13 protein-coding genes are annotated in these 12713 nt (G+C 53.2%); 11 read left to right on the top strand and 2 right to left on the bottom strand.

Features of this window, described 5'->3' with window-relative positions; translation table 11 throughout:
• Window positions 1-20: 20 nt before the first annotated feature.
• Genes qoxB through qoxD form a run of 3 tightly spaced genes read left to right on the top strand, consistent with a single transcriptional unit; the run spans window position 21 to window position 2931 of the window.
• The gene (gene qoxB, locus NWF35_RS08265) at window positions 21-1973 is read left to right on the top strand and encodes a cytochrome aa3 quinol oxidase subunit I (RefSeq protein ID WP_301238581.1); all 1953 of its coding nucleotides are present in this window, start codon (window positions 21-23) and stop codon (window positions 1971-1973) included.
• 2 nt (window positions 1974-1975) lie between these two features.
• The gene (gene qoxC / locus NWF35_RS08260; RefSeq protein ID WP_301238580.1) at window positions 1976-2608 is read left to right on the top strand and encodes a cytochrome aa3 quinol oxidase subunit III; all 633 of its coding nucleotides are present in this window, start codon (window positions 1976-1978) and stop codon (window positions 2606-2608) included.
• Window positions 2608-2931: a cytochrome aa3 quinol oxidase subunit IV gene (gene qoxD / locus NWF35_RS08255; protein ID WP_301238579.1), complete on the top strand. Its 324-nt coding sequence runs from the start codon at window positions 2608-2610 to the stop codon at window positions 2929-2931. The genes qoxC and qoxD overlap by 1 nt, the downstream gene beginning before the upstream one ends.
• A 170-nt stretch (window positions 2932-3101) precedes the next feature.
• Here qoxD and NWF35_RS08250 read toward each other — a convergent pair whose 3' ends face one another.
• The gene (locus NWF35_RS08250) at window positions 3102-3884 is read right to left on the bottom strand and encodes a class I SAM-dependent methyltransferase (RefSeq protein ID WP_301238578.1); all 783 of its coding nucleotides are present in this window, start codon (window positions 3882-3884) and stop codon (window positions 3102-3104) included.
• A 163-nt stretch (window positions 3885-4047) separates the two neighbouring features.
• Here NWF35_RS08250 and NWF35_RS08245 point away from each other — a divergent pair, with 163 nt between their 5' ends.
• Window positions 4048-5085, top strand: coding sequence for a threonine ammonia-lyase (locus NWF35_RS08245; protein ID WP_301238577.1), 1038 nt, complete (start codon window positions 4048-4050; stop codon window positions 5083-5085).
• Window positions 5086-5260: 175 nt separating this feature from the next.
• Window positions 5261-5995, top strand: coding sequence for an MBL fold metallo-hydrolase (locus tag NWF35_RS08240; RefSeq protein ID WP_301238576.1), 735 nt, complete (start codon window positions 5261-5263; stop codon window positions 5993-5995).
• 160 nt (window positions 5996-6155) lie between these two features.
• Here NWF35_RS08240 and NWF35_RS08235 read toward each other — a convergent pair whose 3' ends face one another.
• Entirely contained in the window at window positions 6156-7565 is a 1410-nt protein-coding gene (locus NWF35_RS08235) for an MATE family efflux transporter (RefSeq protein ID WP_301238626.1), read from the bottom strand.
• A 415-nt stretch (window positions 7566-7980) separates the two neighbouring features.
• Between NWF35_RS08235 and ruvC the strand changes: the two genes are divergently transcribed.
• The 6 genes from ruvC (at window position 7981) to tgt (ending at window position 12693) form a co-directional block, all read left to right on the top strand.
• Window positions 7981-8487: a crossover junction endodeoxyribonuclease RuvC gene (ruvC, locus tag NWF35_RS08230; protein ID WP_301238575.1), complete on the top strand. Its 507-nt coding sequence runs from the start codon at window positions 7981-7983 to the stop codon at window positions 8485-8487.
• Window positions 8484-9110: a Holliday junction branch migration protein RuvA gene (gene ruvA / locus NWF35_RS08225; RefSeq protein WP_301238574.1), complete on the top strand. Its 627-nt coding sequence runs from the start codon at window positions 8484-8486 to the stop codon at window positions 9108-9110. Before ruvC ends, ruvA begins: the two co-directional genes overlap by 4 nt.
• Before the next feature lie 12 nt (window positions 9111-9122).
• A complete protein-coding gene (ruvB, locus tag NWF35_RS08220) occupies window positions 9123-10121 on the top strand; it encodes a Holliday junction branch migration DNA helicase RuvB (RefSeq protein ID WP_301238573.1) in 999 nt (332 codons plus the stop codon).
• Window positions 10118-10336 carry a DUF2905 domain-containing protein gene (locus NWF35_RS08215; protein ID WP_301238572.1) on the top strand — a complete coding sequence of 73 codons (219 nt, stop codon included), beginning with the start codon at window positions 10118-10120 and terminating at the stop codon, window positions 10334-10336. Before ruvB ends, NWF35_RS08215 begins: the two co-directional genes overlap by 4 nt.
• Window positions 10337-10397: 61 nt before the next feature.
• A complete protein-coding gene (queA, locus tag NWF35_RS08210; RefSeq protein ID WP_301238571.1) occupies window positions 10398-11429 on the top strand; it encodes a tRNA preQ1(34) S-adenosylmethionine ribosyltransferase-isomerase QueA in 1032 nt (343 codons plus the stop codon).
• Window positions 11430-11559: 130 nt separating this feature from the next.
• Window positions 11560-12693, top strand: coding sequence for a tRNA guanosine(34) transglycosylase Tgt (gene tgt, locus NWF35_RS08205; RefSeq protein WP_301238570.1), 1134 nt, complete (start codon window positions 11560-11562; stop codon window positions 12691-12693).
• Window positions 12694-12713: the final 20 nt, after the last annotated feature.

Below are 12713 nucleotides of genomic sequence, written 5' to 3'. Positions count from 1 at the left end.
GAAAAGGAGGATTGGCAAGTATGGGATTTCATCTTCCCAAGAACTTTTTTGTGACCGGCGAGCCAATGATTTATGTGGCCGACGTGTTGAGCGTGCTCACCATCGCCGGGATCGTGTTCGTTCTGACCTACTATAAAAAATGGAAATGGCTGTGGGACGAATGGCTGACGACCGTCGACCACAAAAAGATCGGGATCATGTACCTCATCTCGTCGCTGTTGATGTTGTTCCGCGGCGGGATTGACGGCTTGTTAATGCGGACGCAGTTGGCTTTGCCAAATCTGCATATTCTCGACGCGGAACACTATAACCAGATATTCACCGCGCACGGGACGATCATGATCTTTTTCATGGCCATGCCGTTCATCTTCGGATTGATGAACGTGGCCGTACCGCTGCAAATCGGGGCACGCGACGTGGCGTTCCCTTACCTGAACGCCGTCAGCTTCTGGCTGTTTTTTGCCGGTTGCATGCTGTTCAACATTGCGTTCATGATCGGTGGCGCGCCGGATGCGGGTTGGACCAACTACACACCGCTGGCCGGCAGTGATCTTGCTCCCGGACCTGGTATCAACTACTATTTGCTCAGTTTGCAGATTTCCGGGATCGGGTCGCTGATGACCGGGATCAACTTCCTGGTCACCATCCTGAAAATGCGCGCGCCGGGCATGACGCTGATGCGGATGCCGATGTTTACGTGGTCCGTGTTGATCACGTCAATCATTATCATCTTCGCGTTCCCGGTGCTGACCGTAGCGTTGGCCCTGTTGACGATTGACCGGTTGTTCGGGTCGCACTTCTTCACCATTGCCGGTGGTGGAGAGCCGATGATGTGGGCCAACCTTTTCTGGATCTGGGGTCACCCGGAAGTGTATATCGTGGTTTTGCCGGCATTCGGTATTTTCTCCGAAGTGATCAGCACATTCGCCCGCAAGCGGCTGTTCGGATACGGTGCGATGGTGTACTCGATGGTCGTGATCTCGGCGGTCAGCTTCCTTACATGGGTGCACCACTTCTTCACGATGGGTGCAGGACCGGCCGTTAACTCCTTCTTCTCGATATCGACGATGGCGATCGCCATTCCGACCGGGGTGAAGGTGTTCAACTGGCTGTTTACGCTGTACAAAGGACGGATTGAATTTACGACGCCGATGCTGTGGGCGGTCGGTTTCATCCCCACGTTCCTGATCGGGGGCTTGACCGGGGTGATGCTCGCTGTGGCACCGGCGGATTACCAATATCACAACAGTTATTTCCTGATCTCCCACTTCCACTATGTATTGGTCGGGGGAACAGTTTTCGGATGTTTGGCGGGGCTGTACTATTGGTGGCCCAAAATGTTCGGCTTTAAGCTGGACGAACGGCAAGGGAAATGGGCATTTTGGCTGTTTAACATCGGGTTTAACGTCTGCTTCTTCCCTCAGTATTTCGTGGGCTTGATGGGGATGACCCGGCGGATGTACACCTATCCGGAAGGGCTTGGATGGACTCCGTACAACTTTATCTCCACGGTGGGTGCCTATATGATGGGTGTCGGGTTCCTCATCATGGTGTACAACATCTTGTACAGCGTACGCCACGGCGAACGCGATCTCACGGGCGACATCTGGAACGGACGGACGCTGGAGTGGTCGATTTCCTCGCCGGCACCGCACTACAACTTCGCTCGCATCCCGGAAGTGGATGACCTTGACGCGTGGTGGCACATGAAGCAGCGGAAACGGAAACAACCGTGGGAACTGCGACCGCTCAAACCGATTCACATGCCCAACAATTCGGGCCGGCCGTTTATCATGTCGATCTGGTTCTTCATCGCCGGGTTCGGGTTGGTGTTTGAATGGTACTGGATGGGTATCATCGGATTGCTCGGCGTGCTGTATTGCATGCTGAAACGCTCGTTTGAATACGACGATCACCACTACATTCAAGTGGATGAGATCGAACGTACGGAATCTGCGGCAGGGAGGGCGTGACGATGGCAGAACACGCATTGCAAACGCACGGTAAATCCACGGAAAAGTCCGCCTTGCCCTTGGAGTACTCAACAGAGGAAAGTCGTCTGAAAATCTTCGGTTTCTGGGTGTTCCTGGGTGCGGAAATCGTCTTGTTCGCCAGCTTGTTTGCTACGTATCTCGTTTTGGCGGGGCGCACTGCCGGCGGACCGACAGCGAAAGAACTGTTCGAGGTCAAGGATTTCATGATGGAAACGATCATCCTGTTGACCAGCAGTTTTACCTGCGGTCTCGGCACCTTGGCCTTGCGCAACCGGAGCAAGGGAGGCATCCTGTTCTGGTATATCGTGACGTTGCTCTTGGGTCTGTCCTTCATCGGGCTGGAAGTGACGGAGTTCATCCACTATGTGGGTGAAGGGGCGACCATCCAGCGGAGCGCGTTTCTCTCCGGGTTTTTCATACTCGTGGGTACTCACGGCGCACACGTCAGCCTGGGTATTCTTTGGATGACGCTGATCTTGATTCAATTGATTCAACGCGGCGTCACCGCCGCCACGGCCAGGAGAGTGTTTATCGTCGGCCTGTACTGGCACTTCCTGGACGTGGTCTGGATCTTCATTTTCACGCTCGTCTACCTGATGGGGGTGGCGTACTGATGGCAAGCGATAAAGGAAACGCACAAACCGGCCACGGTCATCGTGAAACGCCGATCAAGCATATTTTCGGGTTTATTCTCTCCCTGGTCTTGACGTTCGCGGCGCTGTGGGTAGCGTTGTATACACCAGTGTCCAAGCCGGTCATGTTGACCGCCATTCTCGTGCTGGCTGTGATGCAGTTCTTCGTCCAACTGTTGATGTTCATGCACTGGACGGAGGGCAGCGGAACGTACCAAGTGGTGACCACTCTGTACGGCGTGTTCGTCGCGGTGGTGACCGTCGTCGGTTCCGTCTGGATCTTTTTCGGCATGTACGCGATGTAAAAAAATTGGCCGTCCTTTCGAGAGAAAGGGCGGCTTTTTTCGTGGTACTTCGCAATCCGTTATGCTATGGATGGAAACTCTTTAAGAGAGGGATGCGATAACTGCCGTCGGAAGCGCTGACCGGTTGACGGATTTGCCGGATGGGCGATCGGGAATCCATTGATGGGCAACTATTCCTTTTTAGCCAACCAAATCGTCCAATAATCTTGCTCGACAATTTCTTGCGTACTGCGATTACGCAAGCGTTCGCATATATATTGAACGAGATATTCCAGTTCCAGATCCGATAGTTCGTGCAAAATGGACCGACCTGTTCTCGCCAAAAGTTCATCCTTGAACTCCTCAGGACCAGTGTAAGTTTTTCTTGTCTCACTTAATTTGTGTTCGTCAATGGATCGGAAGCCCGCCTTCAGCAAGGCTTTCTTCACGGTTTTGCCATCGTGTCTTCGTTCGGCTTCTATTTGAATCAGTCTTGGGTATACTTCGAAGAAATACCCTCGAATATGATGCTCATTCGGCGGTTGCAAGGCATCCTCAATGGTGCGACTCTGCACAATCAACATGCCGCTCGGTTTCAATAACCTATAGGCCTCACTGAAACACGCTTCCAAGTCCGTCAGATGGTGAATAAGTGCCCTTTCCAGAATCACATCATACTGAGAACTTGGTAAGTTCGTATCAAGTGCATCCCCTTCAACAAACGTGATTTGGGGATAGCCCTTGCAGTTTTCTACAGCGCCTTTGATCATCTCCTTAGAAAAATCGACTCCGGTAACATGTTCTGCACCCATCTCAGCAAATGCCTTACAATAAATACCCCCACCGCAGCCGACATCTAAAACGTGTTTGCCTTTCACATCAACGATTTTTTGGATCGCAGACATCCAAGATGAATCAGCCCGACGTGTAGCATAGGTGAAACGGTTGTCCTTAGAATGAAAGTCAATCGGCATGAGACTCTCCTCCTCACTCGTTCCCTGCCGTTCACCGTTTAATTAGGGAAGCAAAATAAGACACCCCCATGTCACAGTTAGGAACCGTGGCCCCAAATCCCTTCACCCATGATGTTCCGATGTTTAGTAGTTTGAACTTTCATTCTAGTTGGGAAGATATGAGATGTCAACCTACAACGAAAGGATGAAGCGTGTGGAAATCTCCGTTCACGATATCTTCCGGGCGCGTCACCACATCGAACATTTCGTCGATCGGACCCCTTTGGCCCCATCGGTTCCACTCAGTAATTTGATCGGGGCACAGGTGCGGTTCAAGTTTGAAAACTACCAACGAACTGGTTCGTTCAAGCCCAGAGGGGCGATCAACAAGATGAGAATGTTGTCCGAGGAAGAAAGAAAAAGGGGTGTGATCGCCGCATCCGCCGGGAATCACGGGTTAGCGGTAGCGTATGCGGCGGGATTGATCGGTGCATCCGCACAGGTAGTGGTACCCGAAAACACACCCAAAACCAAGGTGGCGGGTATTCAGCGGTTAGGAGCGGAATTGGTGTTTCACGGGACCAACTATGATGAAGCGGAAGAATGTGCATATCGATTGGCGGCGGAAAATGGCCGGACATTTATTCATGCCTATGAAGACCAGCATGCCATCGCTGGGCACGGTACGATCGGTCTGGAAATCTTACTTGATTGGCCGGAGGCAGATGTGATCGTAGTCCCAGCCGGTGGTGGCGGATTAATCCTGGGCATCGCGATCTTGGCTAAGTCGGTGCACCCCGATATTCGGATCATCGGCGTACAGAGCCATGCCTCCCCACCTTGGTACTATTCGTTCCGTGCAGGACGAATAGTGGATGTGACGTACCGAGAGTCGCTGGCCGAAGGTTTGCACGGTGGCATCGGTCAAAAGATCTTTCCGTTGGTGCTGCGTTATGTTGATGATTTCATATTGGTGGAGGAAGAGGAGATTGCCGATGCCATGTGCTGGATGGCTCGTCAGCATCACCAGAAAGTTGAGGGTTCTGGTGCGGTCGGAGTGGCTGCATTGCGTAATGGGCGCATTCCGGACATCGCCGGTAAAAACGTTGTCTGTCTCATCAGCGGGGGCAACGTGGATGACGAACGGTTGGCAGAGTTGTTGGAGGCTCAAGAAGAAAGGAAACCCAGCAGATATGAGAAAGGACTCCGGTCATCATGTTGAATTTTTCACCACTACGTGATGATCTTTTTTTGTGGAAGTTCATTGCTGTTTCCTTAAATACTTGACAAAATAAATTAAATATGATATTATTAAGATTTATTTGAAATTAATTATTTCGTTTGATATCATATTAGTGTGGCCACACAAAACCAAACCTGAGGATGGAGGAGTCCTGATGCAAGTAGCCAAAGGGTTGGAAATGTTGGGAATTACGGCGAATGTGGTGGGAGCGCAGATGACGATTCATCCGGCCCTAATCTGGGATGAGGATACTGTCATCTTGGTGGATGCAGGCTTTCCTGGTCAACTCCCACAGTTTCGTGAGGCAATGGAGGCGGCCGGTGTCCCTTTTGAGAAGCTCAACAAAGTGTTTCTCACGCATCAAGATATTGATCATATTGGATGTTTGCCCGATCTGCTCCATGCGTCCCCCCAAAAGGTCGAAGTACTGGCGAGTGAATGGGAAAAACCGTATATTCAGGGTGAGAAGCCTTTGATCAAAATCGAGAAGGCCATCGCTCGATTGAATGATTTGCCACAGGAACATCGCGAAGGATTAAAACGGGTATTTGAAAATCCGCCCAAAGCTCCGGTGGACAGGACGGTGTCGGATGGAGAGGAGTTGCCGTTCTGTGGTGGAATCACTGTCATTCACACGCCGGGTCATACCCCTGGACATATCAGTCTGTATCATCAACCAAGCAAGACCCTGATCGCCGGAGATGCTCTGGCCGTCGTGGATGGTCAGTTGGTTGGACCGGTACCGCAATATACGCTGGATATGGATGTCGCCATTCAATCGTTAAAAAAACTGGCGCAATATGATATTGAAGCGGTCATCTGCTATCACGGCGGCCTGTATCGGGAGAATGTCAATCGCCGTATTGCAGAATTGGCCGACGGTCGTTAAGAAGTCGATGAGAAATGGACCGGCGCTGATCTTCCGCCATGATAAATGGAAGATCAGCGCCGATTGCCGATTATTGAAGAGTGTAATCTAACCGGTCATCCGTCTGGAAAATTGATCTCGTTATGGATTGATATCACTTACGTATGGGTTTTAATCACTTTCACGTTCCTTCCGCCGGTTCCGGCCCGTCAAAAAAGCGCTGATGTTGGCGGTTGATCCAGAACAGGCGGTAGTAGGTATATTGGGCTGCCAATCCAAACGCGAACGCAATGGGGTACGCCATCCAGATCCCACGCAGACCGATAGTGTGAGACAACAGAAAAGCAACCGGCACCTCGACTCCCCAGATGGTGATAATGCCGATCAGTGTCGGCCAGAAAACGGTGCCGCTCGAGCGCATCACACCCGAGAGGATCATCATGTTGCCGAAGATCATGAACGACCACAGTGTGATATACAGCAGTTCTTCCGCGACCGACAGCGTTGCGGGATCGGTCAAAAACCAGGACAAAATGCTGCGGCTGAACAGATAGACGATCCCGGTCAGCAGAATGCCAATCACGTAATTCAACATGACGGCGCTTTTCACCAGGAGCCGCAGTCGGGCCTGTTTTCCAGCACCGATCAGTTGTGCGCCGAAGATCCCGGAGGCGATCCCCAAGCTCAGCGCGGGCATTTGCACGTAATTGATCACTTGGATGACTGCGCCATAAGCGGCGGTGGCATGGGCGCCGAACCGGTTGACAAATGTAACGACGGCCACTTCGGACAACGAGACGAAAATCATCTGGATTCCGGTTGGCAAGCCGATTTTGATCAGCAGTTTGACGATTTGCGGATCCAGTCGCAGTTTTTTAATCGTCTCCCGATCCAGCGCCAGCGGGTGACGTTTCCATCCCAGATAGGCGATGGTGACGATCAGTGTAATAATGGATGATACCACCATGGCCAGTGCGGGACCTTTCACACCCAACCGGGGCAGGCCACCCCATCCGAAAAGGAAAACGGGGGTTAAACCGACGGTCAGTATGGTGCTGAAAAGCAGAAAATAAAACGGGGTTTTGGCATCACCGGTTCCGCGCAAAAATGTGGTGTAGTTGATATACAGGAAGAAAAACGGGAGTCCCGTGAACAACACATGGGCGTAGCCGATGGAATACGGAATGATGGACGCCGGTGTTCCAATTAGCTCCAGCAATTCGCGGGCGAACAGATTGCCGATAACGGCCGCGAGCAGACCCAGGATAAAGGCGAAAGTTAAGGAGGTCCCGACTGTTGCTTTCATCCGCTCCGTATTGCTACTTCCGTAGGCTTGACCGATCAAAACGGAGCTGGCGCTTCCCAGTCCGATGATAAACGAGATCAGGAAAAACGTAACCGGAAAGACAGCACTGGCCGCCGCAAGCGCATATTCACCAAGACCGCGTCCCAACAAGATAGAGCTGACCGTCCCGCCGATCGATTGCAAGGTGTTGCTCAACATGAGCGGGATGAGGAAGAACAACAGGGACAGCCACATCGGGCGCGAGTCCATCGCACCCTGTCCCCATTTGTGGGCACCGGACGGCATGCTTTGAGTAGGTCCGGTTGGTTGACCGGCCGGCACATCGGTTGGGGACGATTGGGGAGATCCGGGCATCTGGGCAGCGGAATAGCTGGAAGTGCGTAAATCGGGTGGCGAATGGGTTGTGAGAGATGCCGAATCACGTCCTACTGTCGACACATCTCTGTCGGGTTCTTTTTGATCCCCAGAGGTAGTGGATCGGAGTGAATTCGTTCTTCCGTTTGTTTGGTTTTGTTCGTCGATCGGTTTCAATCGGATGCACCTCTTTTTGATGTGGACTGGCATTCCCGTGTCTATTGTCAGTATATGACAATCGGCTATCTCCATTATAATCTTTGTTGGAGGGAAAAGAAGAGGGGAATGTTGTGATATAATCGACACACGGCAAACGAAAACATGTTCGCAGCAGAGGAGGAACGGCGTGAAGATCATGGGCATCGACCCGGGCATCGCCATTGTCGGCTACGGGGTATTGCACCGCCAAGGCAACCGTCTCAAGGCTGTGGAGTACGGCAGTATCCAAACAGAAGCCGGCTTGGCGACAGCGACCCGGTTAAAGCAGATCTACGACGCCTGTGGAGAGTTATTTCAAAAGCATCGTCCGGACGTGGTGGCGATCGAGAAGCTCTTTTTCAACCGCAACGTGACGACTGCCTTCACTGTCGGTCAGGCACGCGGCGTAATTATGTTGGCTGCGGAGGAGGCAGGGGTACCGATTACAGAGTATACGCCGTTACAGGTAAAAATGGCAGTGGTGGGTTACGGACAGGCGGAGAAACGGCAGGTGCAGGAAATGGTGCGCATGCTTTTATCCCTGCCTGAGATACCCAAGCCGGATGATGTGGCAGATGCGCTGGCCATCGCCATCTGTGAGGGACACTCGTCTATGTTCGTGAACCGGTTGAGACAGGGAGGCTGGAAACGTTGATCGAGTTTTTAGAAGGAACCGTCACCTACGCTGGAGCAGATTACATCGCCATCAACGTGTCGGGCGTGGGTTATCGCGTGTTGTGCGGCAATCCCTACCGCTGGGAACCCAATGTGCAGACACGAGTCTACACGCATCAGGTAGTGCGGGAGGATGCTGTCACTCTCTACGGTTTCCCGACCCGGGAAGAGCGGGATTTGTTCCGCATGTTGCTCGATGTGTCTGGGATCGGTCCCAAAGCGGGACTTTCCATATTGGCTTCAGGAACGCCGCGTCAAGTTGTGCAGGCGATCCAGCAGGAGAACGTCGTTTTTTTGACCAAACTCCCCGGGATCGGAAAAAAGACGGCCCAACGATTGATCCTGGATCTGAAAGACAAATTGAAAAAAGCGGGTTGGGTCCACGCGTTGATGCAACAGCCAGGAGATCCGGCAGAAGGACCAGCCGAAAAGCCCGTTTTATCCATGGAGCGTGCGGGTGAGGCGATTGAAGCCCTGATGGCCCTCGGATATAATGAGGAAGAAGCGGCTTGGGCCGTCGAAGAGGCGCGTAAACAGTGGGAGGATGAGCCGGAGCTGGACGAGTGGATCCGGCGGGCGTTGCAACTGTCGATGAAGCGATAGGGGGATGTAAGCGTGGAGGAACGGATCATTTCCGCTCATCTAGCGGAAGAGGATGCGACGGTGGAGTTCAGCCTGCGCCCCCGTTATCTGAGCGAATATATCGGTCAGACGCGCGTGAAGGAAAATCTGAAAGTATACATAGAAGCGGCCAAAATGCGGGGGGAGGCCCTGGATCACGTTTTGCTGTACGGCCCCCCCGGATTGGGGAAAACGACACTGTCTCACATCATCGCCAATGAGTTGGGGGTGCAAATCCGGGCCACGTCCGGACCGGCCATCGAGCGGCCGGGGGACTTGGCGGCCATCCTGACCAACCTCCAACCGGGCGATTTGTTGTTTATCGACGAGATTCATCGTTTGAACCGATCCGTGGAGGAAGTCCTGTATCCTGCGATGGAGGACTTCGCACTTGATATCGTGATCGGTAAGGGCCCCAGTGCCCGGTCGGTCAGGTTGGACCTGCCACCGTTTACGCTGGTGGGCGCCACGACGCGAGCAGGTTCGCTTTCCTCCCCTTTGCGGGATCGTTTCGGAGTGGTCAGCCGGTTGGAGTATTATACAGAGGATGAACTCACCCTGATCGTGCAGCGGGCGGCTGATTTGCTCGGGGTTGCCATTCGGGAGGAAGGCGCGGTGGAAATCGCCCGACGGGCCAGAGGCACGCCGCGGGTGGCCAACCGTTTACTGAAACGGGTACGGGACTTCGTTCAAGTACAGGGGGACGGTGTGATCACGGGGGAAGCAGCCCGGGATGCATTGGACCGGATTCAGGTGGACAAAATGGGATTGGACCAGATAGACCACAAATTGTTGTTGTCTATCATCGAAAACTTTCGCGGGGGGCCTGTTGGTCTGGAGACGATCGCGGCCACGATCGGTGAGGAGGCGCACACGGTGGAAGACGTCTACGAACCGTATCTGATGCAGATCGGTTTTCTCCAGCGTACCCCCCGTGGACGTGTGGTCACCCCCAAATGTTACGAGCACTTCGGATTGGAGGTGCCGACATGAACCCATTTGCCAAAACTCTAATCGTTTTGGGGATTGTGTTGGTGGTGATCGGCCTGCTGTGGCAGCTCGGTGGGCGTTTTTTCCCGTTCGGCCGACTACCCGGGGACATCGTCGTCGAGAAAGAGAATGTACGGTTCTATTTTCCGATCGTCTCCAGTATCGTACTCTCTGTATTATTGTCCCTGATTCTCTACTTGGTGCGCCTGTTCCGTTGACGGGGCGGGCGTTTTCGTTTCAGTACGGACCCAGTTTCATCATGGAAAGGACGTAAGTGACATGGATGTATCGATGTTTGATTTTGATTTGCCGGAGGAGCTGATCGCACAGAAACCCATCCCGGAGCGATCCGCGTCCCGGCTGATGGTGTTGCATCGTGAGACGGGGAAAGTGGAACACAAACGTTTTCCCGATCTGTTGGACTACTTGCAGTCCAGTGACGTGCTGGTGCTGAACGACACCCGCGTTCGCCCTTCCCGTTTGATTGGTGTCAAGGAGGAAACGGGTGCGAAAATTGAATTGCTGTTGTTGAAACCATTGGGGAATGACCGTTGGGAAGCGCTGGTGAAACCGGCGAAGCGGGTTAAGCAGGGAACCGTGATCACTTTTGGCGATGGTCGACTGACCGCAGTCTGCGAAGGGGAGTCCGAGGTAGCCGGTGGTCGTCTCTTTCGTCTCCAATATGAGTCGGATGATGTGGAAGCGCTGTTGGAAGAGCTGGGACAGATGCCGTTGCCGCCTTACATTCGCGAGCAATTGGACGACCCCGAGCGGTATCAGACCGTCTTTTCGCGAGTGGTGGGCTCAGCGGCCGCGCCGACGGCGGGATTACACTTCACGCCCGCGTTGTTGGAGCGCATCGAGGAAAAAGGCGTTCGCATTGTTTATATCACCCTGCACGTCGGTTTGGGTACGTTTCGGCCGGTCACGGCGGAAAAGGTGGAAGACCATCAGATGCATGCCGAATATTACGAGGTGAGTGAGGAAACCGCAAAAATCATCCGTCAGGCCAAGGCCGAGGGTGGGCGCGTTTTTGCCGTGGGCACCACCACCGTACGCACATTGGAGACGGTTGCTTCCCGGTTCGGCGAAATCCGGGCGGCAAGCGGGTGGACCGACATCTTTATCTACCCCGGATTTCGTTTTCGCGCAGTGGATGCGATGGTCACCAATTTTCATCTGCCCAAATCGACACTGATCATGCTGGTCAGTGCGTTCGCATCTCGGGAGCAGGTGCTTGCAGCCTACCGCGAGGCAGTTCGGGAACGTTACCGATTTTTCAGTTTTGGTGATGCGATGTTGATTGTGTGACCATTTTCGCTTGTGATTCCTTTCCCGGACATCTATAATGAGAAAGGCAACGAAATTCAAGAACAGTTTCGCTTTCAATCGGTTGAAGGTGATGGAAACAAGTTATAATGGTAATAAGTAGGTGGGGCTATTGGCCGTCAAATATGAACTGATCAAAGTATGTAAGCAATCGGGAGCCCGATTGGGCCGTTTACATACCCCGCATGGCACCATCGACACACCCGTATTCATGCCTGTCGGTACCCAGGCCACCGTCAAGGCGATGAGCCCGGAGGAATTGAAAGAGATGGGCGCTGGTATCATTCTCGGCAACACCTACCATCTTTTTCTCCGCCCGGGTCATGCCATCGTCCGGGAAGCGGGCGGCCTGCACGGATTTATGAACTGGGACCGCGCCATCCTCACCGATAGCGGTGGGTTTCAGGTGTTCAGCTTGAGCGATCTGAGGGAAATCACCGATGAGGGCGTCTCTTTCCGATCACATCTGAGCGGGGAAAAATTGTTCATCAGTCCCGAGAAATCCATCGAAATCCAAAATGCGCTCGGTGCGGATATCATCATGGCGTTTGACGAATGCCCACCCTATCCGGCTGACAGGGAATATGTCCGGGCGTCGACCGAACGAACGGCCCGTTGGGCTGAACGGTGTCTCGAAGCGCATCAGCGTCCGGATGAGCAAGCGTTATTCGGCATTGTGCAAGGCGGAATGTACCGGGATCTCCGGGAAGAGAGCGCACGCCAGTTGACCGCTCTCGATTTTCCGGGATATGCGGTGGGGGGATTGAGCGTCGGTGAACCCAAAGAACTGATGTACGAAGTGTTGGAGTACACCACTCCCCTGTTGCCGGCAAACAAGCCGCGGTATCTGATGGGGGTGGGTTCACCTGATGCCCTCATCGAAGGAGTCATCCGAGGGATCGACATGTTCGATTGTGTCTTGCCGACGAGAATCGCCCGCAACGGCACGACGATGACGAGCCAGGGACGGATCGTGATACGCAATGCCAAATATGCCCGCGATTTTACTCCCCTTGATCCCGAATGCGATTGCTATACGTGTCGCAACTACACACGGGCGTATCTGCGTCATTTGATCAAGGCGGATGAAATCTTCGGGTTGCGCTTGACGACGTATCACAACCTGTACTTCTTGCTCAACCTGATGAATCAGGTGCGTCAGGCGATTGCAGAAGATCGGTTGTTGGATTTCCGCGACGCATTCTTTGAGAAATATTATGGTGCCAATCAAGGGCGCGGTTTTTGACGGCGATTGCTTGATGGTGT

It is taken from the genome of Polycladomyces subterraneus (genome assembly GCF_030433435.1).
Lineage (GTDB): Bacteria > Bacillota > Bacilli > Thermoactinomycetales > JIR-001 > Polycladomyces > Polycladomyces subterraneus.
This window is presented reverse-complemented; position numbering and strand designations above follow the sequence as displayed.

Excerpts from the sequence above, each read along its gene's own strand:
- NWF35_RS08245 (WP_301238577.1), top strand. The coding sequence starts at position 4,048 with ATGTCAACCTACAACGAAAGGATGAAGCGTGTGGAAATCTCCGTTCAC.
- queA (WP_301238571.1), top strand. The coding sequence starts at position 10,398 with ATGGATGTATCGATGTTTGATTTTGATTTGCCGGAGGAGCTGATCGCA.
- NWF35_RS08250 (WP_301238578.1), bottom strand. The coding sequence starts at position 3,884 with ATGCCGATTGACTTTCATTCTAAGGACAACCGTTTCACCTATGCTACA.
- NWF35_RS08240 (WP_301238576.1), top strand. The coding sequence starts at position 5,261 with ATGCAAGTAGCCAAAGGGTTGGAAATGTTGGGAATTACGGCGAATGTG.
- qoxB (WP_301238581.1), top strand. The coding sequence starts at position 21 with ATGGGATTTCATCTTCCCAAGAACTTTTTTGTGACCGGCGAGCCAATG.
- NWF35_RS08235 (WP_301238626.1), bottom strand. The coding sequence starts at position 7,565 with ATGCCGTCCGGTGCCCACAAATGGGGACAGGGTGCGATGGACTCGCGC.
- qoxD (WP_301238579.1), top strand. The coding sequence starts at position 2,608 with ATGGCAAGCGATAAAGGAAACGCACAAACCGGCCACGGTCATCGTGAA.
- qoxC (WP_301238580.1), top strand. The coding sequence starts at position 1,976 with ATGGCAGAACACGCATTGCAAACGCACGGTAAATCCACGGAAAAGTCC.
- NWF35_RS08215 (WP_301238572.1), top strand. The coding sequence starts at position 10,118 with ATGAACCCATTTGCCAAAACTCTAATCGTTTTGGGGATTGTGTTGGTG.